22 protein-coding genes are annotated in these 26,940 nt (G+C 62.4%); 5 read left to right on the forward strand and 17 right to left on the reverse strand.

What is annotated here, in order from left to right; genetic code table 11:
* Positions 1–184 precede the first annotated feature (184 nt).
* From hutH to hutI, 4 genes are read right to left on the reverse strand one after another with little or no spacing between them, the layout of a single operon-like run.
* The gene (gene hutH / locus RS027_RS01380; protein WP_311952821.1) at positions 185–1,717 is read right to left on the reverse strand and encodes a histidine ammonia-lyase; all 1,533 of its coding nucleotides are present in this window, start codon (positions 1,715–1,717) and stop codon (positions 185–187) included.
* A complete protein-coding gene (gene hutU, locus RS027_RS01385; protein WP_311952826.1) occupies positions 1,717–3,408 on the reverse strand; it encodes a urocanate hydratase in 1,692 nt (563 codons plus the stop codon). The genes hutH and hutU overlap by 1 nt, the downstream gene beginning before the upstream one ends.
* Positions 3,409–3,446: 38 nt before the next feature.
* Positions 3,447–4,391 (reverse strand): formimidoylglutamase, encoded by a 945-nt coding sequence (gene hutG / locus RS027_RS01390; RefSeq protein ID WP_311952829.1) that lies wholly within the window; start codon positions 4,389–4,391, stop codon positions 3,447–3,449.
* Positions 4,381–5,610, reverse strand: a complete 1,230-nt coding sequence (gene hutI / locus RS027_RS01395) for an imidazolonepropionase (protein WP_311952833.1) — start codon at positions 5,608–5,610, stop codon at positions 4,381–4,383. Before hutI ends, hutG begins: the two co-directional genes overlap by 11 nt.
* Positions 5,611–5,940: 330 nt before the next feature.
* Between hutI and RS027_RS01400 the strand changes: the two genes are divergently transcribed.
* Positions 5,941–7,209, forward strand: coding sequence for a YjiH family protein (locus RS027_RS01400; RefSeq protein WP_311952838.1), 1,269 nt, complete (start codon positions 5,941–5,943; stop codon positions 7,207–7,209).
* 36 nt (positions 7,210–7,245) lie between these two features.
* On the opposite strand, the gene hutC is transcribed toward RS027_RS01400, so the two are convergent.
* A complete protein-coding gene (gene hutC / locus RS027_RS01405) occupies positions 7,246–7,956 on the reverse strand; it encodes a histidine utilization transcriptional repressor HutC (RefSeq protein ID WP_311952840.1) in 711 nt (236 codons plus the stop codon).
* A 101-nt stretch (positions 7,957–8,057) separates the two neighbouring features.
* Here hutC and RS027_RS01410 point away from each other — a divergent pair, with 101 nt between their 5' ends.
* Positions 8,058–8,696 carry a DUF938 domain-containing protein gene (locus tag RS027_RS01410; RefSeq protein WP_311952843.1) on the forward strand — a complete coding sequence of 213 codons (639 nt, stop codon included), beginning with the start codon at positions 8,058–8,060 and terminating at the stop codon, positions 8,694–8,696.
* Between the two features lie 5 nt (positions 8,697–8,701).
* Here RS027_RS01410 and yidD read toward each other — a convergent pair whose 3' ends face one another.
* Genes yidD through RS027_RS01440 form a run of 6 tightly spaced genes read right to left on the reverse strand, consistent with a single transcriptional unit; the run spans position 8,702 to position 13,285 of the window.
* The gene (yidD, locus tag RS027_RS01415) at positions 8,702–9,010 is read right to left on the reverse strand and encodes a membrane protein insertion efficiency factor YidD (RefSeq protein WP_311952848.1); all 309 of its coding nucleotides are present in this window, start codon (positions 9,008–9,010) and stop codon (positions 8,702–8,704) included.
* On the reverse strand, positions 9,007–9,474 hold the full coding sequence (hisI, locus tag RS027_RS01420) for a phosphoribosyl-AMP cyclohydrolase (RefSeq protein ID WP_311952852.1): 468 nt from the start codon (positions 9,472–9,474) through the stop codon (positions 9,007–9,009). The genes yidD and hisI overlap by 4 nt, the downstream gene beginning before the upstream one ends.
* A gap of 7 nt (positions 9,475–9,481) precedes the next feature.
* Positions 9,482–9,949, reverse strand: coding sequence for a Fur family transcriptional regulator (locus tag RS027_RS01425; protein WP_311952856.1), 468 nt, complete (start codon positions 9,947–9,949; stop codon positions 9,482–9,484).
* Between the two features lie 23 nt (positions 9,950–9,972).
* Complete coding sequence (locus RS027_RS01430) at positions 9,973–10,965, reverse strand: alpha-L-glutamate ligase-like protein (RefSeq protein WP_311952860.1); 993 nt, start codon at positions 10,963–10,965, stop codon at positions 9,973–9,975.
* Positions 10,962–12,485: a UUP1 family membrane protein gene (locus tag RS027_RS01435; RefSeq protein ID WP_311952863.1), complete on the reverse strand. Its 1,524-nt coding sequence runs from the start codon at positions 12,483–12,485 to the stop codon at positions 10,962–10,964. The genes RS027_RS01430 and RS027_RS01435 overlap by 4 nt, the downstream gene beginning before the upstream one ends.
* Before the next feature lie 50 nt (positions 12,486–12,535).
* A complete protein-coding gene (locus RS027_RS01440; RefSeq protein WP_446497133.1) occupies positions 12,536–13,285 on the reverse strand; it encodes an ATP-dependent zinc protease family protein in 750 nt (249 codons plus the stop codon).
* Positions 13,286–13,571: 286 nt separating this feature from the next.
* Here RS027_RS01440 and RS027_RS01445 point away from each other — a divergent pair, with 286 nt between their 5' ends.
* Entirely contained in the window at positions 13,572–14,897 is a 1,326-nt protein-coding gene (locus RS027_RS01445) for an ATP-grasp domain-containing protein (RefSeq protein ID WP_311952873.1), read from the forward strand.
* Between the two features lie 46 nt (positions 14,898–14,943).
* Positions 14,944–16,986, forward strand: coding sequence for a CocE/NonD family hydrolase (locus RS027_RS01450; protein WP_311952877.1), 2,043 nt, complete (start codon positions 14,944–14,946; stop codon positions 16,984–16,986).
* A 234-nt stretch (positions 16,987–17,220) separates the two neighbouring features.
* On the opposite strand, the gene RS027_RS01455 is transcribed toward RS027_RS01450, so the two are convergent.
* The 4 genes from RS027_RS01455 to gorA all read right to left on the reverse strand — a co-directional run bounded on the left by RS027_RS01455 (position 17,221) and on the right by gorA (position 21,282).
* Positions 17,221–17,613 carry an ectoine synthase gene (locus RS027_RS01455; protein ID WP_311952880.1) on the reverse strand — a complete coding sequence of 131 codons (393 nt, stop codon included), beginning with the start codon at positions 17,611–17,613 and terminating at the stop codon, positions 17,221–17,223.
* A 132-nt stretch (positions 17,614–17,745) separates the two neighbouring features.
* Positions 17,746–19,014, reverse strand: a complete 1,269-nt coding sequence (gene ectB / locus RS027_RS01460; protein ID WP_311952883.1) for a diaminobutyrate--2-oxoglutarate transaminase — start codon at positions 19,012–19,014, stop codon at positions 17,746–17,748.
* A gap of 164 nt (positions 19,015–19,178) precedes the next feature.
* Positions 19,179–19,763 carry a diaminobutyrate acetyltransferase gene (gene ectA / locus RS027_RS01465; protein WP_311952885.1) on the reverse strand — a complete coding sequence of 195 codons (585 nt, stop codon included), beginning with the start codon at positions 19,761–19,763 and terminating at the stop codon, positions 19,179–19,181.
* 136 nt (positions 19,764–19,899) lie between these two features.
* Positions 19,900–21,282 carry a glutathione-disulfide reductase gene (gorA, locus tag RS027_RS01470; protein WP_311952887.1) on the reverse strand — a complete coding sequence of 461 codons (1,383 nt, stop codon included), beginning with the start codon at positions 21,280–21,282 and terminating at the stop codon, positions 19,900–19,902.
* Between the two features lie 192 nt (positions 21,283–21,474).
* On the opposite strand from gorA, the gene can reads away from it, so the two are divergent.
* Positions 21,475–22,122 carry a carbonate dehydratase gene (can, locus tag RS027_RS01475; RefSeq protein WP_311952889.1) on the forward strand — a complete coding sequence of 216 codons (648 nt, stop codon included), beginning with the start codon at positions 21,475–21,477 and terminating at the stop codon, positions 22,120–22,122.
* A 15-nt stretch (positions 22,123–22,137) separates the two neighbouring features.
* On the opposite strand, the gene msrA is transcribed toward can, so the two are convergent.
* Positions 22,138–22,749 (reverse strand): peptide-methionine (S)-S-oxide reductase MsrA, encoded by a 612-nt coding sequence (gene msrA / locus RS027_RS01480; RefSeq protein ID WP_311952891.1) that lies wholly within the window; start codon positions 22,747–22,749, stop codon positions 22,138–22,140.
* A gap of 64 nt (positions 22,750–22,813) precedes the next feature.
* Positions 22,814–26,932 (reverse strand): autotransporter assembly complex protein TamB, encoded by a 4,119-nt coding sequence (gene tamB, locus RS027_RS01485; protein ID WP_311952894.1) that lies wholly within the window; start codon positions 26,930–26,932, stop codon positions 22,814–22,816.
* Between the last annotated feature and the right edge of the window lie 8 nt (positions 26,933–26,940).

Below are 26,940 nucleotides of genomic sequence, written 5' to 3' on the forward strand. Positions count from 1 at the left end.
TACGATTCGGTCGCGGGCTATAATATGATTAACGAGTTTCTGTAGTTTATCCGATTTTTGGTGCTGCCTTTTTTGTTTTGTTAGATCATGGCAGCCGCGACCCAGCCAAAGGCACCCAGCGAGATAGCAAAGTGTAAAAAGGCTGGCATCATGGTATCAAAAGAAAAAGGGCACTAGTATTTCCTCAGCGACTAGGCAAGAGTGAGTTAGGCATCAAACCGTTCAGGGTGCGTTTGAGCAAAAGTTCGGTGGCCGCTTCGATATCCGGAGCGAAGAAGCGATCCTGATCGTAATGGGTAACGCGCTCGCGCAGCGTTTGGCGAGCCTGCTCCAGCTTCGGTGAGGTAGATAGACCGCGGCGCATGTCGAGGCCCTGACAGGCGGCCAGCCATTCGACGGCCACAATGCCACGCACGTTGTCGGCCATTTCCCATAGACGTTTGCCCGCGGCCGGCGCCATGGAAACATGGTCTTCCTGGTTGGCCGAGGTTGGCAGGCTATCAACGCTGTGAGGATGAGACAGCGCCTTATTCTCGCTAGCCAGCGTCGCAGCGGTAACCTGAGCGATCATGAAACCGGAGTTGACGCCGCCTTTTTCTACCAGGAACGGCGGCAGCTGCGACATGTGCTTGTCCATCATCAAGGAAATACGCCGCTCGGCCAGCGCACCGATTTCGGCGATGGCCAGCGCCAGGTTGTCGGCGGCCATGGCTACCGGCTCAGCATGGAAGTTGCCGGCAGAGATGATGTCGCCTTCCACAGCAAACACCAGCGGGTTGTCCGATACCGCGTTGGCCTCGACTTCCAGCACCTCGGCGACCTGGCGAATCTGTGTTAGTACCGCACCCATCACCTGAGGCTGACAGCGCAGCGAGTAGGGGTCCTGCACCCGGTCGCAGTCGATATGTGAAGCACTGAACTCGCTGCTCTCACCGAGCAGGTGGCGATAGGCCGCGGCAGCGTCGATCTGGCCGCGCTGGCCGCGAGCCTCATGGATGCGTGGGTCAAAAGGGGCACGCGAGCCCAGCGTCGCCTCGACGGTCAGCGAGCCACTCACCGTGGCGGCGCTGAACAAGTCCTCGGCTTCGAACAGGCCCTTGAGGGCATAGGCGGTAGATACCTGGGTGCCGTTGAGCAGCGCCAGTCCCTCCTTGGGCGCCAGGCGCAGCGGTGTCAGGCCTGCAACTTCCAGCGCCTTGGCCGCGGGAAGCCACTTTCCCTGATGGCGCGCCTCTCCTACGCCCAACAGCAGGGCGCTCATGTGCGCCAGCGGCGCCAGGTCACCCGAAGCACCGGCAGAGCCCTTGAGTGGAATGCGCGGATACACTCCGGCATTGATCAAAGCAATCAGCGCGTCCAGCACCTCGCGGCGAATGCCCGAGAAACCCCGCGCCAGGGCGTTGACCTTGAGCACCATGATCAGCCGCACCAGGGCATCATCGATGGGCGCACCGACGCCGGTAGAATGGGACAGCACCAGCGAACGCTGCAGATCCTCCAGCTCGTCGTCGGCGATGCGGGTCTGGGCCAGCAGGCCGAAGCCGGTGTTGATGCCGTACACCGTGCGGCCTTCTTTCACGACTTGATTGACACGATCCACGCTGCGCTGGATGGCTGCATTGGCGCTGTCCGGCAGACTAACCCGGACAGGCGCCTCGAACATCTGGCGCATCTGCGCCAGAGTCATCTTGCCGGGAGTGATTTCCAGATGATTCATCACTTGTTCTCCTGTGCGTTGATCATCGGCAGGTCGAGGCCGTTCTCCTTGGCGGACTCGATAGCGATGTCGTAGCCCGCATCGGCGTGGCGCATGACACCGGTGCCCGGGTCGTTGCGCAATACTCGGCCGAGTCGCGCATGGGCGTCGTCGGTGCCGTCGCAGACAATCACCACACCGGCGTGCTGGGAGTAGCCCATGCCCACACCGCCACCGTGGTGCAGCGACACCCAGGTGGCGCCGCCGGCGGCATTGAGCAGAGCGTTGAGCAGCGGCCAGTCAGAAACCGCGTCCGTCCCGTCTCGCATCGCCTCGGTCTCGCGGTTGGGACTGGCTACCGAGCCGGAGTCCAGGTGGTCGCGGCCGATGACGACGGGGGCCTTGAGCTCGCCGTTTTTGACCATTTCGTTGAAGGCCTGGCCGAGACGCGCGCGATCCTTAAGACCGACCCAGCAGATACGCGCCGGCAGTCCCTGAAAAGAAATACGCTCCTTGGCCATGTCGAGCCAGTTATGCAGGTGCGGATCGTCGGGAATCAGCTCCTTGACCTTCTGATCGGTCTTGTAGATGTCCTCCGGGTCGCCGGATAGCGCCGCCCAGCGGAAGGGGCCGACGCCCTGACAGAACAGTGGGCGGATATAGGCCGGCACGAAGCCCGGGAAGTCGAAGGCGTTCTCGACGCCTTCTTCCTGAGCCATCTGACGGATGTTGTTACCGTAGTCGAAAGTCGGCACGCCCATTTTCTGAAAGTCGAGCATGGCGCGTACATGCACCGCCATGGACTGCTTGGCGGCCTTGACCACCGCTTCGGGTTCGGTCTTGCCACGCGCGACATAGTCGTCCCAGGTCCAGCCGGAGGGCAGATAGCCGTGCAGCGGATCGTGGGCGCTGGTCTGGTCGGTGACCATATCCGGGCGCACGTCGCGCTTGACCAGCTCCGGCAGCACATCGGCGGCGTTGGCGCACAGGCCGATGGAAACGGCCTTGCCTTCCTGCGTGTATTTCTCGATGCGCTTGAGAGCGTCGTCGAGATCCTCGGCCTGCTCATCCAGATAGCGGGTGCGCAGGCGAAAATCGATGCCCGACTGCCGGCACTCGACGTTCAGCGAGCAGGCGCCGGCCATGCTGGCTGCTAGCGGCTGCGCGCCGCCCATGCCGCCGAGGCCGGCGGTGAGAATCCAGCGGCCCTTGAGCTCGCCATCATAGTGCTGGCGGCCCGCCTCGACGAAGGTTTCGTAGGTGCCCTGGACGATGCCCTGGGAGGCGATGTAGATCCACGAACCGGCGGTCATCTGGCCGTACATCATTAGCCCCTTGCGATCCAGTTCGTTGAAGTGCTCCCAGTTGGCCCAGGCCGGTACCAGGTTGGAGTTAGCGATCAGCACCCGCGGGGCATCCTTGTGGGTCTCGAACACGCCCACCGGCTTGCCGGACTGGATCAACAGAGTTTGATTGTCTTCCAAACGTTGCAGGGTCTCGATGATCTTATCGTAGCACTCCCAGTCCCGGGCGGCGCGGCCGATACCGCCATACACCACCAGGTCTTCGGGGCGCTCGGCCACATCCGGGTGCAGGTTGTTCATCAGCATGCGCATGGGCGCCTCGGTCAGCCAGCTCTTGCAGCTGAGCTCGGTACCGGTAGGGGCGGCAATTTTGCGGCTGGGGTCGTGGCGCTTGTCCTGGATGCTCATCTATCGGTTTCCTTGTGTTGTCAGTCGCTGTAGTGAAATCAGCCGTTCAGTGTCAGCAGATGGACCAATCGCGCCGCCAGCTTGGCGGTACGGTTATCGATGTCGTAATCGGGATTGAGCTCAGCCAAATCGGCCAGACGTAGCTTGCCGCTATCGCGGATTGTTTCGATTAGCGGCTCAAGCAAAGCAAACGAAACCCCGCGGGCGGCAGGAGCACTGACGCCGGGCGCCTCGCAGGCCGGAAAAACGTCGAGATCGATGGTCAGATAGAGGTGGTCGCAGGAGACGATGAAGCGTTCGATATCCTGTATCAGCGTCTCAATGGCCGTGGGCACAAACTCACGATCCTCGCGCACCAGCACCTTGAGCTCGCGGGCGCGCTCGAACAGCGCCCGAGTATTGCTGGCCCGGCTAACGCCCAGGCAGGCATAGTCAAACGGCCAGCCGCGCTGTTCGCACTGCTCGGCAATTTGAGCAAAGGGCGTGCCGGAGGAGCGCACGTGCTGTGGGTCGCGCAGATCGAAATGGGCATCCAGGTTAATGATGCCGACTTTGGGCGCCTCGTTGCCCTGGTTTTCCAGATGGCACGTCAGCCCCTGCCAGCTGCCAAAGGCAATCGCATGGCCGCCGCCCAGCACCACCGGCAGGTGGCCGGCATCAAGCAGTGAAGCAAGGCGCTCGCCAAGCTGCTGCTGGGCCTGCTCCAGGGCATCGCCGTCGCAGATCACATCGCCGGCGTCATAGGCCGGCCCCTGACGATGCCAGGCCTGGGGGGCCAGGGCGCGGCGGAGCGCGGCAGGGCCCTTGGCAGCGCCGACGCGGCCCTGGTTGCGCGCGACACCGGCGTCGCTGGCAAAGCCAAGCAGAGCGCAGCCTGCTGCCGCGTTCTCGGTTAGCGGCTGGACGCGCTGATGCCAGCGCTCGCTGTTGGGCTCGGGGTCGGTGCGACCCTGCCAGATTTTCATATCGATCTCAGCGCTCATTGGATAGCCCCTCTGTCAGCTCCCCGCGATAGAGGCGCTGGGCCAACCGGCCGGGCTGGACGGCATAGGCCAGCTCGGCCGGCGTTTCGATGTTCCAGCGGCACAGGTCGGCCGGCTTTCCGGGAGCAATACGGCCCAGATCGTTAAGCCCCAACGCCTGGCCGCCGTGCGCGGTCATGCCGGCTAGCGCCTCACTTGGCGTCATACGAAACAGCGTACAGGCCAGATTGAGCATCAGCGTGGCTTGAAATAGCGGCGAGGTGCCGGGGTTGGCATCGGTGGCGACGGCCATTGGTACGCCGGCACGGCGCAGGGCGTCGATGGGCGGCGCTTGAGTCTCGCACAGAGTATGAAAGGCGCCGGGTAGGATGACGGCGAGCGTACCGGCCACGCGCATGGCCTCGATGCCGGCCTCGTCGAGATATTCGATGTGATCCGCCGACAGCGCGCCGTGTCGTGCGGCGGCGGCGCTGCCGCCGAGATTGGAAAGCTGTTCCGCGTGGGCCTTGATCGGCAGGCCATGGGCGTTGGCGGCCTCGAAGACGCGCTCGCACTGTGCCACCGAGAAAGCGATTTTTTCGCAGAACACGTCGACCGCATCGGCCAGGCCTTCGGCGACGGCCATCGGAATCATCTCGTTGCATACCAGATCGATATAGCCGTCGCTGCTGTCCTTGAACTCCGGCGGCAGGGCGTGGGCGCCGAGCAGGGTGGTGACAACGCGTATCGGGCGCAGCTCACCCAGCTGCCGCGCTGCGCGCAGCATTTTCATTTCGTGCTCGACGTCCAACCCGTAGCCCGACTTGATCTCTATCGTGGTGACGCCGTCGGCGATCAGCGCATCCAGGCGCGGCAGGGCGCTTGCCACCAGTTCTTCCTCACTTGCCTGACGGGTCGCGTTGACGGTGCTGAGAATGCCGCCGCCGCGGCGTGCAATCTCTTCGTAACTCACGCCCTCCAGGCGTGCTTCGAACTCCTCGGCACGCTTGCCGCCAAACACCAGGTGGGTGTGGCAGTCAATCAGCCCCGGCGTGATGACACCGCCTGACCCCATATCCTCGCCGTTATCGAGCAGGGCGGTATCGGCGCTGGCCATGGGCAGCACATCGGCAATGGTATCGCCCTCGACAATCACGGCATGGAGGCCCTCAAGGGTCCGCTCGCCATCAAAAACGGTGGCATCTCGCCAGACGCGGCGACTTCTATCACTGCTGACCATGGCTGAGCATCCTCTGGTTTACTGAATTTAGCTTGATTATGTATATACAATACAAGCTAGCTGACTTACGCAGCGCATGCCAATATCGGATACTGGTTTTAGTAAAAAAAGTGGATAAGACAGCGCATTATTTTTATTATGTTGTTGAATGTTAACGGTTTTTTTCGAATTTTAGAGAACTAAAAATATTCGTAAATAGACTAAAGTCTAACTTTATGGATGACGCAAAAGGGTCAGAGATAGTGCTATTTTGTGTATATACAAACAGGGAGAGAAGTCCGCTTCCGTTATCTATACCTGCCCCTGTACTGCTCACTGCGGAGCCAGCCAATGTCACCCTCTGACACTTCACAGCCACGACGCTACTCGCGCATTACCGTTATCAAACTGCTGCTGCCCAGCCTACTGGGTATTTTCATCTTCTTCGTGCCGATAACCCTCAGCGGGCATACCACCATTGCACTGGATCATATGGTTACCGGTGCGCGTTCGCTGCTTGGCGAGGGTAGCGGCCTGTATGCCATGGCCATGATTATCGCCGGCGGGTTTTACCCGTTGCTCAGCGGCACTTGGCGTGAAAGCCTGACCAGCGGCGTATTCACCGTACTCAAACTGATCGGCATCCCGGTCGCCGGGATGGCGCTGACAGGCTGGGGACCGGACTTTCTGCATACCCCGGACATGTTGCCGTTTCTGTTTGACAAGCTGGTCATACCGGTAGGGCTGATCGTACCGATCGGCGCTGTCTTTCTCGCGCTGCTGGTCAGCTTTGGCCTGCTTGAGCTGATCGGCGTTCTGGTGCAGCCGGTAATGCGGCCAATCTGGCGCACCCCGGGGCGCAGCGCCATCGATGCGGTCGCCTCCTTTGTCGGCAGCTACTCTATTGGCCTGTTGATCACCAATCGGGTCTACATTGCCGGACACTACTCGGCCCGCGAAGCGGCGATCATCGCGACCGGTTTCTCGACGGTATCGGCGACCTTCATGATTATTGTCGCCAAAACCCTCGACCTGATGAGCGTGTGGAATACTTATTTCTGGCTGACCTTGCTCATTACCTTCGCGGTCACGGCAATCACAGTGCGCCTGCCGCCGCTGGCAACAATGGATGACACAAGCGAAGACGGTGAGCCGGTGGCCGCCAAGGCACCTACGCTTTCAGCAAGCGTGGCGCTGAACTTCAAGGAAGGGCTGCTGATGGCCATCAGCATTCTGCCGTCGATCATGTCGGTAGGGCTTGCCGGCCTGCTGGTGGCCAAATACACGCCGTTTTTCGACTGGGTGGGCTGGCTGTTCTATCCGTTCGTCGCAATCTGGGGTCTGGAGGAAGCACGCCAGCTGGCCCAGGCGTCGGCGGCCGGGCTTGCCGAAATGTTTTTGCCCGCGCTGCTGATGGGCGATGCCGGCTTCGTGGCGCGCTTTGCTGCCGGCGTCATCTCGGTGTCGGGCGTACTGTTCTTTTCGGCGTCGATTCCCTGCATCGTGTCGACGCGTATTCCACTCAGCGTCGGCCGTATCGTCATCGTCTGGTTTATCAGGGTGGCACTCAGCCTGCTGCTGGCCGTGCCGACAGCCATGATAGTAAACGCCATCGGCTAGCAGCGCAGGCGGGACCTGTCCAATGCTTACGAAGGTTCACGAAGTATGCAATGAAGAGCGTAGCTTGTAACGATCACCGGGATGAGTCAGGCGCGCATAGCTGATCAGCTGCTCACCCGACCAGGTGCGTCGTATTAACTGCAAACAGGGTTGTTGGGCATCAATATCTAGCAGAGCAGCTGTTTCCGGATCCACCAGCATTGCCTCGACTACGTGCTCCACGTCGGTGATCGGACAGGCTTCTACCAGAACTTCATTGGGGGTCTGCTGGTGAAAATCAGTCTCCAGATAGCGTGGCGCATGGCGCGGATTTACATAGCGATCCTCAAGCTGAATGGGAATCCCGTTTTCATAATGCAGAATCAGGGTGTGAAACACTCGTGTGCTCAGCCGCACCCCCAGCCGCAGAGATACCTCATCATCGGCGCTTTTCGCTTCGACAATCAGCACGTCGCAGCTGTATTCGTGACCGCGGTTACGCACTTCGTCGGCGATATTGTGTACTTCGACCAGCGAAGACTCGGCCTTGTGATCAGTCACAAAAGTGCCGACTCCCGCCTGACGAACCAGATAACCCTGCTGGACTAGATCATGAATGGCCTTGTTAGCCGTCATGCGGCTGACGCCGAAATCGCGTGCCAACTGCTCTTCGGGAGGAATTTGGTGCTCTGCTGCCCAGTTGCCGCTCTGGATCTTCTCCAGCAGATGCTGTTGAATCTGGAGGTAGAGAGGAAGCGTTTTGCCCATGACGTCTTGGCATTCCTTGCAGTTGGATCGCGTCAGTTTACCTACTGGGTTAAAGAAGGGCATCCTTGAAGCCCCTGCCATGATGATAAACGAGTCAGAAGATGTCAGCAGCTGATGATAAGCGGTTAACAAGTGCTTCTACGGCGCGCAACCGCGACCCGATTCTGGCGGTGCTGCGCGAGCATTTGCCGCCTCGGGCCCGGGTGCTGGAGCTTGCCAGCGGCAGCGGCGAGCACGGCGTCTATTTTGCCCGTGCCATGCCCGGCTGGCAGTGGCAGCCAAGCGACACGGCCGACGAAGCGCTTGCCTCCATTGCGGCCTGGCGCGGTTACGAGAGCCAAGAAGGGCGGGGCGCCAACCTGTTGGCGCCGGTAGCGCTGGACGTCACCGCCCGCTGGCCTGAACAGTGGCAGGGCACCGCGTTCGACGCCGTTGTCGCCCTCAACCTGATCCATATCTCGCCCTGGAACGTAACGTCGGCGCTGATGCGCCGGGCCGGCGAGCACCTCACGAATAGCGGCGTGCTGTTTCTTTACGGCCCCTATCGGCGCGGCGGCCGGCATACGGCGGCCAGCAACGAGGCGTTCGATCAGAATCTGCAGGCGCGGAATCCGGCCTGGGGCGTACGTGACCTGGAAAGCGTCGAGGCGGAGGCGGCGGCCAACGGCCTGGTGCTTGCAGACGTCGTGGAAATGCCGGCCAATAACCTCAGCGTGATCTTTCGTCGCCGTGCCGGCTAGGCGCGCTACTCATCGGGGTTACGCGGGCGGAAATTATCGTCAAGCTCGGGGTCTTCCCGGCAGAGGGTTTCGCTGGGGCCGCCGGGTACCGGGTCAATCCCACCATCGCTGCCCGGGTGGCAGCGGCCCATACGTTTGACCGCCATGGCGCCGCCTTTTAACGGGCCGTGCACCTGCAGTGCTTCTACCGTATAGGCGCTGCAGCTGGGCCAGAAACGACAGCGCGGCCCCAGCACCGGGCTTATCACCCACTGATACACTCGCACCAGCCCAACCAATACCGCCGTCAGGCAGCGTTGCAGCAGGCGTATCACGCCTTGCCCCCGTAAAGGCGTGCCGGGTCGACCAGCGGGGCGCGCGTAATTTGCGGCTGCGCGGTGACGTCAAGATAAAAACAGCTGCGCCGGCCGCTGTGGCAAGCGGCCCCGGTTTGCTCGACCTGCACCAGCAGGGTGTCGCCGTCGCAGTCAAGGAAAGCGGCCCTGAGCCGCTGCTGCTGGCCGGAGGACTCGCCCTTGCGCCAGAGCTTGCCCCGGGAGCGGGAGAAATAGCATACGCGCCCGGTGCGCAGGGTTTCCTCCAGCGCCTCGCGGTTCATCCACGCCATCATCAGCACCTCGCCGCTGTCGTGCTGCTGGGCGATGGCAGGAATCAGCCCGTCGGCGTTAAAGCGCACCGCGCGCAAAACGTCAGCGGCGGCGGGCAGGGTATCGTCGGGGAGGGCGCTTTCCAGGCGTTTGAACAACGTGCTCATGGGCTCGCGTGCAATGTCTGACATGGTGGACTCACTCCGGGCGGGACGCAGGGGGGCGGGGTGACGCCAGGCAGGGCGCGCACAGCCCGATCAGCTCGATGGTCTGGTGCTCTACCCGAAACCCCTCGCGGCCGGCGCGGCGTGCCAGCTGCCGGCTGATATCGTCAAAGTGGATTTCTTCCACGTGCCCGCAGGCCCGGCAGATCAACAGCTGAAACCCGTGAGCATGCTCGGGGCAGGCGCAGGCCACGTAGGCATTTTGCGACTCGATGCGGTGGGCAAGCCCCTGCTGAATCAAGAATTCAAGCGCGCGATAAACGGTCGGCGGGCGCGCAGCGGCATGCTCGGCCGACAGCTGCTCAAGCAGGTCATAGGCTTTCAGGCCACCGCTATTGCGCGCAATCAGCTCGAACACGCGCCGGCGTATCGGAGTAAAGCGCGCGCCGCGGGCCCGGCAGCGGGCATCGGCTTGCTGCAGCAGGGTGTGTAGCTGATTCATAGGCGGCTCAGCGGAAAAAACGGCTACGCATCAATCAGTTCGGCAGGCTCGACAAGCTCGCTTCGCCGAGCAAAATGCCGCTGGGCGAAGGCCACGCGCTCGGCAGATGGCACGTTGTCGGGCTGGCTTTCGACCAGGTCGAGGCGGCGGCGCAGCCCTTCACCGTTGGTCATCTGAATGGCAAGCCCGGGGCGGGCATTAAGCTCCAGAAGCATCGGCCCGTGCTCGCGGTCAAGTACCATATCGGTCCCCAGGTAGCCAAGGCCGGTCATTTCGTAGCAGTTCGCCGCCAGATTGAGCAGAGTATCCCACTGGGGGACAATCAGACTCGCCAGGCCTTGCCCGGTATCCGGATGGCGCTGGCAGGGGCGGTCGAACTGCACGCCGCGCAGCGCGTGGCCGCTGGCGATATCGATGCCCACGCCAACCGCGCCCTGGTGCAGGTTGGCCTTGCCGTCCGAGGCGGCGGTGGAAAGCCGCATCATCGCCATGACCGGATAGCCCTTGAACACGATGACGCGGATATCCGGCACGCCTTCATAGGTATAGGCCATCAGGCTATCTTCAAAGTTGATCAGCGTTTCGACCACGGCCACGTCCGGTGAGCCACCGAGGGAGTAGAGCCCGGAGAGGATATTGGATACGTGCCGTTCGATATCGGTCAGCGAAAGCTCCGCCCCGCTGGGCTTGAAATAGCCGTCGTGGTCGGACTTGTCCACGACCAGGATACCCTTGCCGCCGCTGCCCTTGGCCGGCTTGATCACAAACCCCGGATGCCCCTTGAGCATGGTACCAATACGCTTGATCCCAAACTGCGTGGTCACCGTGCCGATCAGCGCCGGCGTGGTGATGTGATAAGTCTGGGCCAGCAACTTGGTCTGCAGCTTGTCGTCCACCAGCGGATACAGCCGGCGGTCGTTATAGCGGCCGATATAGTAAATATTGCGCCGGTTCATGCCGATAATGCCCTTCGCTTTCAGGCGCGAAGGGCGGGTCCAGTCCTTTAGCCAGCTCATAACCCGGACTCGTCATCGGTAATGGGCTTGAAGCGGCGCAGCTCGAGCAGCCGATAGCCGGTGTAGTTACCCAGCAGCAGTATCAGTGCCATCAGAATCAGCTGTACGCCCAGAAAGTTAAAGGTAATGTGGCGCACTAAGGGGTTGTTCATGGCCAGATAGACGATTACCGCGGTCATCAGGCTGCCGCCGCCCTGAATCAGCACCTCTTTGGGGCCTTCTTCCTCCCAGAGGATCGACATCCGCTCGATGGTCCAGGAAAGGATAATCATGGGGAAGAAGGTAATGGTCAGGCCGGCGTTGAGCCCCATGCGGTAGGCAATCACCGAGAATATCGAAATGATCGCAATAACGGTAATAATCACCGCCGACACTCGGGCGACCAGCAACAGATTCAAATATGATAAATAGTTACGTATCACCAGCCCCACAGCGACGACCAGCAGAAAACCCAGCAGGCCGGTGAGCAGCGACGTCTGGATAAAGGCCAGGGCAATCAGCACCGGCATGAAGGTCCCCGAGGTCTTGATACCCACCAGCACGCGCAGGAATACGACCACCAGCGCGCCAATGGGTAACAGCAGAATGGTCTGAAAAAGCGCCTGCTCTCCCAGCGGCAAGCTGTGAATCGAGAAGTTCAGCAGGGTGTCGTCGGAATGATGGTTGCGCACCGCGGCGGCGGCCGGCTGGGAGTGGGTCAGCATGGAGAAGGTCACGCGCGAATCGCTTCCGCCCTGCAGTTCAAGCACCGCCTGACCGCCAATTTCCCACAGCAGCAGGTTCTCCGGCTTGCCCTGCTCGCCGGTCACCGGATTGAACAGCCACCATTGCTTTTCGTCGTCGCTATAGACCTGTATCCAACTGCTCAGAGTCTGCCGACGGCGTCCGTCCTCGAGTTCAAGCCCGCTGACCACCCGTGCCTTGACGTCGGCCTGGTTTAAAAGACGCACGATCAGCTCGGTAGCGTCGAACTGGGTCAGCAGCAGGCGGGCGTTTTCTCCCTGCTGCTCGCCGCTGATGTCACGCATCAGCTCCCGGGCAAAGGTGGCGTTATCGGCGCTGCGCGCCCAGGCGCGCTCGATCACCTGGCTTGCCGCGGTATCGTAAGGGCGCTCCCAGGTAGTGGCGGACGAAAGCTCCGGCGGCGGCGGCCCCTTGGCTCTCGACTCGGGCGCCACCAGCAGCTGCACCGAATAATACAGCTGCTGCTCGCCCTCGGCATCGCGCGTTGTCCACTCGGCGCGCCGGCCCTGCTCGTCGGCGGCATAGGCCAGGCCGTAGCCCGAAGACGCCGTGTTTTCGGTCAGCACGCGAAATCCTTGCTGCTGCGAGGGCAGGGCGAAATTCACCGCTACCGGGCCGTCGTCGGCGTTGTAGGTCACCACCGCTTCCACTTCCCAGACCTGGCGCTGCTCGCCGGGCAGCCAGGGGATCTCGAACTGCAGATGGCGATGGGCCGTCATGGCAATGCCGACAATCAGCAAAAACCCGACGATCAGGTAAAACGGTAGCCGTGACATGCAAAAAATCCTTATGGGGCAAAAGCGGCGGCAGGGAGGGGCGCCGGGCGTTACTCGTCGTCGTCAACGTCGTCATCGTCGTCGGGCGTTTCATAGGAAGGGCGCTCGTGGACATAGCGCTGGGCGACGTCGACCAGTGCAATATCCAGCAGGAACCGTCGTCCCAGCAGCACCGGATAGTCCAGGTGGGAGCGGTCGTTGAGAGTGAATTCCACCTTCTGGCGGATTGGGCCCAGCGTCATGAGCAGCGAAATCACCGGACGCGAGGCTTCGCCGGTGGCCTGGATGATACGCACCCGGCGCTCAACCGGCGCTTCGACCCACTCGTCGCGGCGCGCTTCGACCACTTCGTCATCGTCTTTCAACGACAGCTTGAAGCGCACCCAGTCGTCACCGTCGCGCTCAAAGTCGGTAATTTCCCGGACTGAAAGCGACGACGTCTTGGCGCCGGAATCAATGCGCGCCTTGAGATACGTCTCAAGCTTGGGCAGGCCGACCCATTCGCTGCGGCCCACCAGCGTCTTGGTGCTCAGCAGGCTGTCGGCTTCGCAGGCCTTGCGGATTACCTGAGGCTCGCTTTCCTGGCGGGCCTGCAGCGCCGCCACGTCGCCGCGCAGGCGGCGCAGAAGGCCGCCGAGCTCGCGCACGTCGGCGGTCATTTCCTGGCGCGAGTCAAGCTGATCCTGCCGCATGGCGGAGGTATCGCACTGGCGGGCAATACGGCTTTCCAGCTCACCCATGCGCATCCGGAAGTCCGGTTCGGTCAGCGGAGCAGGCGAGGATGTTTCGTGTGGTGTCATGGAACAACCGACCAGCACGAGCGAGAACATCGCTAGCCCAACAAAACCGTAACGCATAGTGAACGTATCCTGAAGCCGTAGAGAAAGGGAATGATAAAGACAATGCGGTGGAGTTGTCCATCGGTGCAGACAGAGGGCACATCGTTTCGCTCAGCGACTACACCCGTCTTGAATAAGGGTCTACGCTTTATATACAGCGGCTTCTGAGGTATTCGGCGGAGACATGCCGTTTTGTCTCGCCATTGACGGCAAGCACTTTACGCAAAAGGGCGTCAGGGGGGGGACCATGGAACAGCGTAACATCTTCGTCGTGGGGCTTAATACCTTCAACCGTGAGCGCCTTGAGCAGCTGCGGGGCGCCAGGAACTATCGCTTTCACGGCGTCATCGCACCCGAGGAGGTCTACGAGACGGATTTTTTCCCCATCGAGGACATGCTCAACCGGGCAGAGGCTCAGCTGCGGTCATTTGACGGGTCCGTCGATGCTATCGCGGGGTATATGGATTTTCCTGTCTCGACCATGCTGCCGCTCTTATGCGAGCGCTTCGGGACCCGCTCCACCAGCCTCGAAAGCCTACTCAAATGCGAGCACAAGTATTGGAGCCGCCTGGCCCAGCGCGAGGTGATCGGCAACTACATCCCGCGCTTTACCGCTTTCGATCCCTTCGATGACAGGGCGCTGTCGCATATCGGCGAGGAGGGGCTGTGCTATCCCTTTTTCGTCAAGCCGATCAAATCCTCCGGCTCGCGGCTGGGCTTTCGCATCGACAAACCCGAAGACTTCACCGCCGCGGTGAAGCGCCTGCGCGACAATATCGGTCTGATTTCCGGGCCATTCAACTATGTGCTCGACCAGGCCAACCTACCCCGGGCAGTGCGCGACGTCGATGGCGGACATTGCATGGCCGAGGAGATCATTGGGGGCTGGCAGTGTACCGTCGAGGGCTATGTCTACCAGGGCAAGGTTGTCCCCTACGGCATCGTCGATTCGATTCGCTATCCCCGAGTCTTGAGCTTCTTCTGTTACCGCTACCCCTCGCGCCTGCCGGCGTCCATCCAGGACAAGATGCGCGAGCTGACCGCTACCATCATGCCCCATATCGGCTACGACAATGCCGCCTTCAATATCGAGTATTTCTGGGATGAGGTGCAGAACTGCATCTGGCTGCTGGAAATCAATGCCCGCATCTCCCAGTCGCACTGCGATCTGTTTGAGAAGGTCGATGGGATCAGTAACCAGCAGGTTACTGTCGACCTTGTCTTGGGCAAACTGCCCGATATGCCATCGCGCCATGGCGAGTTCGCCGTGGCAGGGAAATTCTTCTACCGGGTGTTCTTCGTCGATGCCGTGGTGACCCGGGTGCCCAGCGAGGCGGAAATCGCGGCCTTGCAGGAAGAATACCCGGGGACCCTTATCGCGTTGCAGGTCGAGGTCGGTGTGCAACTCTCCACGGTGCTGGAGCAGGATAGCTACAGCTTTGCCCTGGCCTATATCTGGATGGGGGCAGATAGCGACGAGACGCTCGAGGACAACTATCGGCGCCTGGCCGACCGGCTGCACTTCGAGTTCGCAGACATCGTGGAACAGGAAAAGCGCTTTACGCAACACTGACCAAGAAACGCTTCACCGAAAACCAGCACCCGGGAGACATCCGCTTATGCATATCGTCAGCGACTTTCCTCGCCAAATTCAAGAGGAAGAAACCTGGATCACCCTGGCGGATGGCTGCCGTCTGGGCGTACGCATCTGGCGGCCGGTGGATGCGGAACGCCATCCGGTGCCGGCGATTCTCGAATACCTGCCTTACAGCAAGCGCGACCACACGGCGCTGCGCGATGCTCAGATGCACCCTTACTGGGCGGGCCACGGCTATGCCGGGGTGCGCGTGGACCTTCGCGGCAGCGGCGAGTCGGATGGGGTGCTGACGGACGAATACTTGCCGCAAGAACAAGAAGATGGCGTCGAGATTCTGCGCTGGCTGGGCGAGCAACCCTGGTGTACCGGCAATGTCGGCATGGTGGGCATCTCCTGGGGAGGCTTCAACGGTTTGCAGATCGCCGCGCTGCAGCCGCCGGAGCTAAAAGCGGTGATTACCCTGTGTTCCACGGATGATCGTTACGCTGACGACATTCACCATATGGGCGGCTGCCTGCTCGGCGACAACCTGTCCTGGGCGTCGACTATGTTCGATGGCAACGCCTCTCCGCCGGACCCGGCGCTGGTGGGCGAGCGCTGGCGCGACATGTGGCTCGAGCGTCTCGAAGGCAGCGGTTTGTGGCTGATCAAATGGCTCGAGCATCAGCGCCGCGACGCGTACTGGAAGCATGGTTCAGTGTGCGAGGACTTCTCGCGCATTCAGTGCCCGGTGTATGCCATCAGCGGATGGGCCGATGGTTACTGCAACGCCGTATTTCATCTGCTCGCCGGGCTTGACGTGCCGCGCAAGGGGCTGGTGGGTCCCTGGGCGCACAAGTACCCGCACCTGGGCGTGCCCGGGCCGGCTATCGGTTTTTTACAGGAGTCATTGCGCTGGTGGGACAAGTGGCTGAAGGGCGAGGAGACCGGCATCATGGACGAGCCGATGCTGCGGGTCTGGATGCAGGACTCGGTGCCGCCCTCGGCACGCTACGACACGCGCCCGGGTCGCTGGGTGAGCGAGCCGACCTGGCCATCGCCGCGTATCGCGACGCACACGCTGCGCCTGACCGATGGCCATGGTCTCGAGCCCGAGTCGCCTGACTCGCCGCCCCTGGCACCCGCCGATGAAGCGCTGTTAGCGATTAGCTCGCCGCTCTCCGTGGGCCTGTATGCCGGCAAGTGGTGCTCCTACAATGCGCCGCCGGATCTGCCCCATGACCAGCGTGACGAGGACGGCGGTTCGCTTATTTTCCAGACGTTACGGTTGAAAGAGGCCATCGAGATTTGCGGCCAGCCCGAGGTCGAGCTCGATATCGAAGCCGATCAGCCGGTCGCCATGGTGGCGCTGCGTCTATCCAATATCGCCATGGATGACAAGGCAACCCGGGTCTCCTACGGACTGCTTAACCTGACACATCGTGACAGCGATGAGTTTCCCGAACCGCTGACGCCGGGCAAGCGCTACCGCGTACGCATCAAACTCAAGCACATCGCCCAGCAGTTTGCCGCGGGGCATGCCATTCGTCTGTCGCTATCCACCAGTTACTGGCCCCTGGCCTGGCCGTCACCGAAGCCGGTCAAGCTGACGATCAACCCCGCTGCCAGCTATTTGCGGCTCCCTTGTCGCCAACCGCAGCCCAGTGAGGAGGCATCACTGCACGCCTTCGGCGAACCCGAAGGGGCGCCGCCGCTAGCGCGGACTCTCACCCGGCCAAGCCAGGAAGAATGGCGAGTGATTCGCGACCTGGCCAGCGACAATAACTTTCTCGAGGTCATCAACGATGAGGGCAGCTATCGCCTGGACGATATCGACCTCACCGTCGCCGCCCAGGTAGTCGAGCGCTATCGCTATTCCTATGACCACTACGACAGCCTGAGCGGCTGGACCGAATGGCAGCGCACCTTCCAGCGTGGCGACTGGAAAGTGCGGACCGTGACACGCACACTGATGACGGCCGACGCCGAAAATTTTCATCTGCATGCGACGCTGGACGCCTACGAAGGGGAGAATCGTATCTTTTCCAAGATCTGGGATGAACAGATCCCGCGAGATCTGGTTTAAGCGGTATGGGCGAGAAGCCTGGGGACGTATGAAAGACACTGCAGCGCGGTCACTCCGCGGACTTATGGTGCAGTATTTAACATAATATATATTATGCGAACTTATGGCACCTACCATGCCATGACCAAGCGCGCCGTCTTCTAATATCGGATACACGAAAGCCCCGCCGAAGCGAGGCTTTCGGTTGCCGGCAGACAACGGCCGGCGCCTACCGTCAGGCAGCGTTGGCGATAATTATTCGCCGGCCGGCGCGTAAGAGCCGTCTTCGCGGTGATTCTCGTTGCCCGTCAGCCCCGGTGTGAACACACAGGCCAGGTGCATGGTCTTGGAAGCGCGCAGCAGGTGCTCGTCGTGCTGGTCGAGGATATAGATATCGCCCGGCTTGATCGGCCAGATCTTGCCGTCGGCCAGGGTTTCCACCTCGCCTTCGCCTTCCATGCAGTACACGGCCTCGAAGTGATGCTTGTAGTGGATATGGGTTTCGGTGCCCTCGAAAATGCGCGTGATATGAAACGAGCAGTGACCGCCGTCGTCGGCCAGCGACAGGCGCGTGCTGTCCCAGTTGCCGTTTGCCGCGGTTACCTTGCGGTCTGTCTTGCGGGCTTCTTCAAGATTGCGAACGATCATAAGATGAGCTCCAAAAAAAACGGCCCGCTACCGGGCCGCTGGCAGAATGTTGAGACTAGGTGTGCCTGGAAAGTCATTGCGCTGTTAATCGCCACCTCGTGAAAATTAACAGGCAAATGAATAATAGCAGCGTTAGCTGCCGATCACCTCTTTCACCGCGGTTTCGAGGATGGAAAGGCCTTTCTCCAGCTCTTCGTCGGTAATGGTCAGGGGGCACAGGCACTTGACCACTTCGCCATCCTGGCCGCTGGTTTCGATGATCAAGCCGTGCTCGAACGCCTTGCCGGAGATCTTGTCGGCAATGTCACCGGACTCCACGTCGATACCGCGCATCAGGCCACGACCGCGCTCGCTCGCCGGCATGCCGGCGTCGGTCAGCTGGGAGGCCAGCTTCTGGAAGCGCTCTTCGACGATCTTGCCCTTGCGCTGCACGTCCTTTTCCAGGGTGTCGTCGGACCAGTACTGCTTGATCGCCGCCGCTGCGGTGATCATGGCCAGGTTGAAGCCGCGGAAGGTACCGTTGTACTGGCCGGGCTCCCACTGGTCGAGCTCCGGGCGCATGAGAACGTGGGAGAACGGCAGGCCAAAGCCTGACAGCGACTTGGAGTTGAGAACCATGTCGGGCACTACGCCTGCGTGCTCAAAGCTGAAGAACTTGCCGGTACGGCCGCAGCCGGCCTGGATGTCGTCGATGATCAGCAGGATGTCATTATCGTGGCAAATGCCTTCGAGGCGCTTGAGCCACTCGAGGCCGGAAACGTTGATACCGCCCTCGCCCTGTACGGTCTCGACAATGGCCGCCGCCGGCAGGTCGAGGCCGCCGGACTTGTCGCCGAGCAGCTTCTCAAAGTAGTCCAGCGTGTCGATGGCGTCGCCCATGTAGCCGTCGTACGGCACGAAGCTTCCGCCTACCGTGGGTACGCCGCCGGTATTTTCGCGGAATTTGCGGTTACCCGTGGGAGCCAGCGCGCCCATGGTGACGCCGTGGAAGCCGTTGGTGAACGCCACAATGTTGTGACGCTGCTTGACCTTGCGCGCCAGACGAATGGCCGCTTCCGTCGCGTTGGTGCCGGTGGGCCCCGGCAGCTGGATCTTGTAGTCCAGATTGCGCGGCTTGAGGATCAGCTCCTCGAGGGCTTCAAAGTAGTCGCGCTTGGCCGACGTCCACATATCGAGGCCGTGCACGACGCCGTCGGTGGCTAGATAGTCCACCAGCGCCTTTTTCAGGTCCGGGTTGTTGTGGCCGTAGTTGAGCGTGCCTGCCCCGGCCAGAAAGTCGATGTATTCGCGGCCGTTTTCATCGGTCAGGCGTGCGCCCTGGGCCTTGCTGAAAACCACCGGGAAAGAGCGTGAATAGGTGCGAACATTCGATTCCATGCGTTCAAACGTCTGGGTCTGCATGAGCGATCTCCTTTTTGGATCGTGTTCCGGACAATAAACAGGATGATGCAAAACGGGTTATGCAAAACGAGTTATGCAAAACAGAGTTAGCGGCTGCCACTGCCGACAAGCCCCACCGCCCCGGGATCAGGCCAAAAGCGCCCGACCCGACAGGTTGAACGGGGTCATGTCTGAATGGCATCCGTTTGGAAAGGACCGATGCGTACAAGGTTTTCCGGATCGTGCTCGCCTCCCAACTGCTCGGTCGAAAAGTATTCACGACTGTTCAGCGGCGTCTGCCAGCGTGCTGCCAAGCGACGGAACAGCCCCCAGGATGCCATGTTATCCGGGGTGATAGTGGTTTCGAGGTGATGTACGTCTTCAAGCTCCGGACGCGTCATGATGGCCTCTACCAGACGGCGAGCCAAGCCCGTTCCCCGGGCCTTTTCGCCAACGGCAACCTGCCAGAGAAAGAACGTGTCCGGGGCGTTATCCTTGACGTAACCGGAAACGAAGCCCACTACCTCACCTTCTTCATTGGTCGCTACTGCACAGGTATCACGAAATTGAGTAGCAAGCAAAAGGTAGGCATAGCCGGAGTTAACATCCAGCGGCGGGCAGGACTTGATCAGCTCATAAATCCCCCAGCCGTCTGCCGCGTTGGGCTTGCGGATAAACAGCGGCATTTCCGCCCGGCCCACCACGGCATCGGCAACGGTGGGCTTCACAAGATCGGCGGAGGGCGTAAAGGGCTGTATTGGTTTATTCATGTAGTTACTTCGCTGTTGCGATGTCGAGTCAATGATAACAGTCGCTTGTGGTGAGTTCAAAAGCGCTATTATTCACCACGACCTTTTCCATAATTTTATTTTATAGCTTGCCGCGACGTTTTATCGCCCTGCCGTCTCAGCGACGGCTCAGCGTACGCAGCGTGACAAACTCTTCGGCGCTGGTGGGATGAATGCCCACGGTGCGATCGAAGTCGGCCTTGGTCAGGCCGGCGCCCACGGCGATGGCGATGCCCTGGATCAGCTCGCCGGCATCCTCGCCCACCATGTGGGCCCCGACGACCACGTCGCTGGCATCGTCGACCACCAGTTTCATCAGCGTGCGCTCGCCGCTCCCCGAGAGCGTGTGCTTCATGGCCCTGAAATCCGTGGAATACACGCGAATATTGTCGTTGGCGTCTCGCGCCGCCTCTTCCGAAAGGCCCACGGTGGCGATATTGGGATGGCAGAATACCGCCGTGGGAATGGTCGAGTAGTCCAGCGGCGGCGGCGTTTCGCTCTTGAAGTGAATATCCACCAGCTGCATAGCCTCCGCCAGCGCCACCGGCGTAAGCTCCGGCGTATCGATCAAGTCGCCCAGGGCCAGAATCGAGGGCACGGCGGTTTCAAACCGCTCGTTGACCGGCACCTTGCCCTGGGCGTCGGGGGTAATGCCCAGGGTATCGAGCCCCAGCCCCTCGATATTGGCGTGGCGGCCGGTGGCGGCAAGCACCGTGTCTACCTCGAGCACCTCGCCGTCGGTGAGCGTCACGCGGTAGCCGCCGCTGCCCTTCTCGATCTGAACGATATTGACGTTGAAGTGCAGCTGGACGTCCTTACGCTGCATTTCGTCCCGGGTGAATTCGCGCACTTCGTGGTCAAAACCGCGTAGAAACAAATCCCGCCGGTAGATCAGGTGCGTGTCGCTGCCAAGCCCGCTGAAAATACTGGCAAACTCCACGGCGATATAGCCCCCGCCCAGCACCAGGAAGCGCTCGGGAAAGGTGTCCAGATCAAAGACCTGATTGGAATCGACGACGTATTCGCAGCCGGGGAAGTCCGGCACCCAGGGCCAGCCGCCGGTCGCTACGAGGATCTTCGCCGCGGTCACGCGCTGCTCGCCCTGATCGCTGACCAGCATGACCGTATGCGCATCGACTACCGTGGCCCGGGCGTTGAACAGGGCCACGCCGGCGTTTTCCAGCAGGCGCTGATAGATGCCGTTCAGCCGCTTGATCTCGCCTTTCTTGTTCTCCCGCAGGGTGGGCCAATCAAAGCGCGCCGGCGTATCGAGCTCCCAGCCAAAGCCCGCCGCATCGTCGAAGCTGTCGTGGAAGTTCGCGGCGTAGGAATACAGTTTTTTGGGCACGCAGCCAACGTTGACACAGGTACCGCCCAGGTAGCGGTCTTCGGCGATACCTACGCTCGCCCCTTCCGCCGCGGCCATGCGCGCGGCGCGCACGCCGCCGGAGCCGGCGCCGATAACAAAAAGATCATACTCATAGGATGCTGCGTCTGCCATTATATGCTCCTGTGCGATGGCACTTGTCGATACTTTCTGCTGGTCGACACCAGCGACCGTACCGGCGTTTATGCTGCCGCTACGCTAGCAGCGTATGCCGGGAACGTCACGGGGTATTCCGGGCGCCAGGCCCGCCCTCTGCTGCCGTTCTATCATTTTTGCTACCTACCGAGACTATTAGCCGAGATTCTCATGCCAGACTCGTTGAACCACCTTCTGGACAACAACCGCGAATGGGCCGAGCACATCTGCGAGGAAGACCCCGATTACTTTGCCCGCCTGTCCCGCCAGCAAAATCCCGATTACATGTGGATCGGCTGTTCGGACAGCCGCGTACCGGCCAACCAGATCATCGCCCTGCCGCCGGGGGAAGTGTTTGTCCACCGCAACGTGGCCAACCTGCTCAACCACACCGACATGAACGCGCTTTCCGTGGTCCAGTACGCCGTGGACGTGCTCAACGTCAAGCACATCCTCATCGTCGGCCACTACGGCTGCGGCGGCATCAAGGCCGCTATCGAGGGCGGCGAGTGCGGCATGGTGGATTACTGGCTGCACTCGGTGCGCGAGCTTTATAACCGCCACCGCGACTCCCTCGACCACCTGCCGATGAGCGAACAGGTGGATCGCATGTGCGAGCTCAACGTCAAGGCCCAGGTCAACAGCCTGTGCCGCACCAAGATCCTCCAGCGCGCCTGGCAGCGCGGCGAGGAAGTGGCGGTTCACGGCTGGGTTTACGGGCTCAGCGACGGCCGAGTGAAAAACCTCAACTGCACCGTCTCCGGGCTCGATCAGGTAGAGACCCTCTACCGCATCGATCGCCTGGCGCCGAGCGACTGAGCCGGCCGCTACCCGCTACGCCACCGGGCAGCTGACGCCGGTGCCTTTCAGGCCGCAGTAGCCGCCCGGGTTTTTCGCCAGATACTGCTGGTGATAGCCCTCGGCGTAGTAAAAGTACTCCAGCGGGCGGATCTCGGTGGTTACGTCGCCGCGCCCCGCCTGCTCAAGGGAGGCCTGAAACGCCGCGGCGCTCTGCTCGGCCGCGGCCCGCTGGGCCTCGGTGGTCGTCAGAATGAGCGAGCGATAATGGGGGCCGATGTCGTTGCCCTGGCGGTTGCCCTGGGTCGGATCGTGGTTTTCCCAGAACGTTTTGAGCAGCGTCCCGATACCGAAGACCGCGGGGTCATACACCACCTGCACCGTTTCGGCGTGGCCGGTGCGTCCGGTGCAGGTTTCTTCGTAGGTCGGGTTGGGCGTCTGCCCCCCGGCATAGCCCGCCGCCGTGACGAACACCCCGGGCAGCTCCCAGAAAAGCTGCTCTACGCCCCAGAAACAACCCATGCCCACCACGATGACTCCGTGCCCTTCGGGGAACGGCGGGTGCAGCGGCGCGCCGCTGACGGCGTGGGTTTCGCTGGTGCTGATCGGCGTTTCGCGCCCGGTAAGCGCGCCGGAAAATAGCGTCATACTGTCTTTCCTCCGTCTTCTAAAGGCTTACTCTCACGTCTGACTCCTGCTCGGGCGCCGATGTTCAATTGTCGTCCTCAAGCACCCGAGGATTGCCCTTGCGGCTGAACTGGTAGATCAGATCCACCGCCTGGCTGGTGCCGGACACCGCCTGCAGGTACAGATCCCGCCACAGGGTGTAGCGCAGCGTGAGCTCGGCAATGGGCGAGAAAATACCCACGCCATAGCTGACCCGCAGCCTGTCGCTCAGCTGACCGCTAACCGCCACCTGGCTGTCGTCCCCGGCACCGGTGGTATCAAGGGTCAAATCCTCGATGCCGAAGGCTTCGCCCACCGAGCCCACCGCGCCGCCGGCGCGGCCAAGCGACATGCCGATCAGCGCGGTGGTCAGGGCGCTGTCCAGGCCGCCACCGGAGGCATCCGGCGCGCGGCCGCGCAGCAGGTACGACAGCGCCCGGGTTTCGTCCATGGCCGGCTCCGAGAAGATGGCGATATTGGGCTCGGCGGCAATCCCTGTCACCCGCACCCCGGCGATCACATCGTCTTCGGTCACCTCGGGGTTGCGAATCGCTTCGAAATCCAGCGACGGCAGCCCCGGCGGGCCGCTGAAGTAGATTTTACCCCGGCGGATCAGCAGGTCCTGGCCGAACGCCTTGAAGCGGCCGTCTTCCAGGTTGACGTCGCCAAAGAGCTGCAGCCCGCCGCTGTCCTGGCGCACCTCCAGCGAACCGGCAAGGCCGGACTCCAGCCCGTAGGCGGAGATCTCCATATCGCCGCCCAGGGTAACGGTCAGGTGCACGTCCATAGCCATACCGGCGCTTTCCAGCTCGTCGGCGGCGCTGGGCGCGTCGGGGTTGCGGCGACGCTGCCGGGCTGCACGCTCGGCTTCCTTGTCCTCGCGCTCGGTAATGATGACTTCGTCGGCGCTTGGGGCCGTGGCCGAACGGGGGATTTCGCCGACTTCCAGCCGGGCCCAGGGCACGCTGACGTCGCCGCGCACCTGCAGCTGCTCGGGCGTGGCGCGGATGCGGATATCCGGCGAGGCCTCCAGGCGGCCAAACGCCGGCAGCGTCACCAGCAGCGGCGAGGCGGCGTTGAGGTTAACGCTAACCCGCCAGGCATCGCCGCTCGGCCATACGGCGTCGCCGTCAATATCCAGCCGGCCGCGCTCGGCGTTGAGGAAGCCGTCGATGCTGCCGCGCTCGCCGTTGAACGAGACGTTCACTTCGCCGTCGGGCACGGAGACGGGGATATCCGGCCCGGAGGCGTTGATGCCGGTTAGCTCAAGCGCGCCCTGCAAATCGGGCTGCCGCGTGGAGCCGCCGATGTTGACCTGGCCGTGCAGCGTCCCGGCAAGCTCGTCCATCCCTACCACCAGCGGCCGATACGGCTCCAGCGTGACCCCGTTGATCGTCAGCGCGCCGTCGAGAGTGCCGGCGCCCAGCGGATCGTCCACGGCCACCTGCAGCCGGGCGTCTCCGGCCTCGGCAAGCGACAGCGTAATATCGGCGCCCGCCCGGGCGGTATCGGCGTCCAGGTCGGCGTCCAGGCTGAGCTGCGGAAGCTCCACCGGCTGGCCGTAGTCGTTGAGCGCGGTGATCGATAGCCGACTTGCCAGCTGGCCGTCGGCCTGCCAGCGGGCTCCGCCCGCCGACCACGAGGCGGTCAAGTCCGCGGTGGTATCGCCGTCAAGCTGCCAGCCCTCGGGCAGAAACGGCTCGGCGGCGTCCATGGGCACTTCGCGCAGGGAAAGCGACGCTTCGCCCTGCTGCGCGGAGGCCGTCAGCGGCTTTTGTGAGCACACCACGCCGCCCTGCTCCCGGCGCAGGCAGAACGGCGTGAGCTCAAGCTCGCCGCGGCTCAGGGCGTAACGGATATCCACCGGCGATTCCAGGCGCACGTCCCCGGCGCTTGAATCGGCCTCCAGCGTCGAGAGCGTGCCCTGGTAACGGCTACGCGCCTGATCAAGGCCGCCGGACAAGGCCAGTCGCGCCCGGCTCAGGGTATCGTTGTCCGCTCCGCCCCGGGCCTCGAGCGTGAGCCGGTGCCGAGACAGCTTGCCGTCAAGGTCGAGCATCACGCTTTCGAGGGCCTGCCCGCCGGCATCAACGCCGGCAAGCTCCAGCCCCACGTCGAGCGCGGGATCGTCAATGCCGCGCACGTCGGCGTCAAGGCGCAGCCGCCGCAGGGTGTTGTCGGCAAAGCGCAGCGCGTCGCCGTTCAGCTTGGCGGTGACCTCGGGCGCGGTGAAACTCCCCCGGGCGGTGATGTCGCCGGTCAGAGTACCGCCAAGCTCCGCGGAAATGCTGTCCAGCTCGCGCAGGTCGATATCGGCGTCGAGGTCGATATCGCTCTCGCTGACCCGGCCGCGAGCGTTCAGGCGGTTGTCGCCCTGGGCGAAGTCGAGCCGGCGGATATTCAGGTTCAGGTTGCTGTTGGCCTCGAGCGCGGCGTCAAGCATCAGCGGATAGCCCTGGAGCGTGCCGTCGATGTTCAGCCTCGGCACGTCAACCGCCCACTGGTCGTCGAGCTGGCGCAGGCTGAACTCGGCGTTGCCGCTCAGCCGGCCTTCCAGCGCGTCGACAAAGCGGTGGGGATCAAAGTCGTCCAGCGCAAGCGTGGCATCGACGCGAAACGGCGCCTGCCACTCCACCTGCCCCTGGCTGCTCAGCCGGCCGTCACCGGTGTCGACGTCGAGTGAATCCCAGGCAAAGCGGGTGATATCGCCGCTGCCGGCGAGCGCCACGTCGGTTTTAGGCACCTCTGGCCCTTCGGCCTGAAAGCTGAGCGTCGCTCGATAGCCTTCCAGACTGCCGCTGGCGGCGAGATCCAGCGCGCGCAGGTGATACGGGCGGACGTCTTCCTCCGCCTTTGCCGGCGGCTCGGGGGCGGGTGCGGGCGCCGCTTCTACCGCCGCCCCGGCATTCACCGCCGTGCTCTCGGCAAGCGCGGCGGCATCTCTAGGCGGCAGCGGCCACTGCAGCGCTTCGCTTTGCAGGCGCAGCTCGAACGGAATCGCCGGAGCCAGAAGATCGGCGCTGGCGCTAAGGCGCGCGTTCACCGTACCGCTGGCGTTGAGCTCGGCGTGCAGATCGTCGAGCGCGCCGGAAAGCTCAAGCGTCAGCTCTTCGCCGCTGAGCTCGGGCATGAGCTCGGGCAAAAACAGCACCAGGTGAAGCCTGGCCGATAGCGGATAGGCATTGCTCAGGGTGGTGTTGGCGTCAAGCCGAGCGCTGGCGTCCGGCGTGACCAGGTTGAACCGGGTCAGGGTGATCCGATCGCCGTCGCCTTCGAACCCCAGGCGCAGCTCGTTGACGGTATAGTCGGTCACGCCGCTGACCACGAAGTCCTCGACTTCGAGTAGCTCAAGGTTGACGTTGACCGGCAGCCTGATCGCGGGCAGCTCCAGGGGCTTTCGCGCGGCGAGGGCTTCGTCCAGAGGGACAGACGCATCGGCGGCTTCCGTCGGCGCCTCGGGCAGCGTTTGCACCGCAATGGCGGCGTCGATGCCTTCGGCATAAAGCGGCGTGTCCACGCTTTGGGTCAGGCGCACCCCGGGGCTTGGCGGCAGGTACAGGCGCGGCTTTTGCAGCCTGGACGGCGCCACCTCGATCTGGCCGCCCTCGGCGGTCAGGGCACTGTCAAAATGCGCCCAGCCAAGGCGGGTGCCGTTGCCCAGCTGGACGCTGACGTCGTCCAGCACAAGCCGGCGCAGCTCCACGGGAAACGGCAGGATGATCTCCCCGGCCGGGGCGTCGTCCTCGGGCTCGGACGCAGGAGCCTCCTTCTCTGACGGATCCAGGCGAATATCGGCGCCTACCACGCGCAGGATGTCCAGGCACAGCCGGCCCGACAGCAGGCAGTCGTCGGCCCAGGCAAGCTCGAACTCGTCCACCCGGGCATGCACGCCGAGCGCGTCCATGGCAAAGCCTTGCAGGCGAAATTCGTCCAGCAGCCCGCCTTCGTGGTGCTCAACGCGGATCAGCTCGTGTTTCTCCGCCTGGGACAGCAGAAAGCCGGTGCCGAAAGGCGCAAGGGCAAGCCCCAGAACCAGCAGCAGCAGGGCCACAAGCCATAGCGGCAGCCAGAACAGCAGGCGCACCAGCGCCCAGGCGGTCTGACCGGCGCGCTGCCGGCCGCTCATCCGGCGGCGCCCGGCCGACGGGGGTCGAGTATCAGGCACGCGCGCCT

The organism is Halomonas garicola, assembly GCF_031935715.1.
Classification (GTDB): Bacteria; Pseudomonadota; Gammaproteobacteria; order Pseudomonadales; family Halomonadaceae; genus Vreelandella; species Vreelandella garicola.

What these genes read in the sequence shown, in the direction of transcription:
- RS027_RS01450 (WP_311952877.1), top strand. Translation starts at nt 14,944, where the DNA reads ATGCATATCGTCAGCGACTTTCCTCGCCAAATTCAAGAGGAAGAAACC.
- RS027_RS01400 (WP_311952838.1), top strand. Translation starts at nt 5,941, where the DNA reads ATGTCACCCTCTGACACTTCACAGCCACGACGCTACTCGCGCATTACC.
- hutG (WP_311952829.1), bottom strand. Translation starts at nt 4,391, where the DNA reads ATGAGCGCTGAGATCGATATGAAAATCTGGCAGGGTCGCACCGACCCC.
- hutU (WP_311952826.1), bottom strand. Translation starts at nt 3,408, where the DNA reads ATGAGCATCCAGGACAAGCGCCACGACCCCAGCCGCAAAATTGCCGCC.
- RS027_RS01410 (WP_311952843.1), top strand. Translation starts at nt 8,058, where the DNA reads ATGTCAGCAGCTGATGATAAGCGGTTAACAAGTGCTTCTACGGCGCGC.
- RS027_RS01430 (WP_311952860.1), bottom strand. Translation starts at nt 10,965, where the DNA reads ATGAGCTGGCTAAAGGACTGGACCCGCCCTTCGCGCCTGAAAGCGAAG.
- hisI (WP_311952852.1), bottom strand. Translation starts at nt 9,474, where the DNA reads ATGTCAGACATTGCACGCGAGCCCATGAGCACGTTGTTCAAACGCCTG.
- ectA (WP_311952885.1), bottom strand. Translation starts at nt 19,763, where the DNA reads ATGAATAAACCAATACAGCCCTTTACGCCCTCCGCCGATCTTGTGAAG.
- RS027_RS01445 (WP_311952873.1), top strand. Translation starts at nt 13,572, where the DNA reads ATGGAACAGCGTAACATCTTCGTCGTGGGGCTTAATACCTTCAACCGT.
- RS027_RS01440 (WP_446497133.1), bottom strand. Translation starts at nt 13,285, where the DNA reads ATGACACCACACGAAACATCCTCGCCTGCTCCGCTGACCGAACCGGAC.
- RS027_RS01455 (WP_311952880.1), bottom strand. Translation starts at nt 17,613, where the DNA reads ATGATCGTTCGCAATCTTGAAGAAGCCCGCAAGACAGACCGCAAGGTA.
- RS027_RS01425 (WP_311952856.1), bottom strand. Translation starts at nt 9,949, where the DNA reads ATGAATCAGCTACACACCCTGCTGCAGCAAGCCGATGCCCGCTGCCGG.
- hutH (WP_311952821.1), bottom strand. Translation starts at nt 1,717, where the DNA reads ATGAATCATCTGGAAATCACTCCCGGCAAGATGACTCTGGCGCAGATG.
- can (WP_311952889.1), top strand. Translation starts at nt 21,475, where the DNA reads ATGCCAGACTCGTTGAACCACCTTCTGGACAACAACCGCGAATGGGCC.
- hutI (WP_311952833.1), bottom strand. Translation starts at nt 5,610, where the DNA reads ATGGTCAGCAGTGATAGAAGTCGCCGCGTCTGGCGAGATGCCACCGTT.
- gorA (WP_311952887.1), bottom strand. Translation starts at nt 21,282, where the DNA reads ATGGCAGACGCAGCATCCTATGAGTATGATCTTTTTGTTATCGGCGCC.
- ectB (WP_311952883.1), bottom strand. Translation starts at nt 19,014, where the DNA reads ATGCAGACCCAGACGTTTGAACGCATGGAATCGAATGTTCGCACCTAT.
- RS027_RS01435 (WP_311952863.1), bottom strand. Translation starts at nt 12,485, where the DNA reads ATGTCACGGCTACCGTTTTACCTGATCGTCGGGTTTTTGCTGATTGTC.
- hutC (WP_311952840.1), bottom strand. Translation starts at nt 7,956, where the DNA reads ATGGGCAAAACGCTTCCTCTCTACCTCCAGATTCAACAGCATCTGCTG.
- msrA (WP_311952891.1), bottom strand. Translation starts at nt 22,749, where the DNA reads ATGACGCTATTTTCCGGCGCGCTTACCGGGCGCGAAACGCCGATCAGC.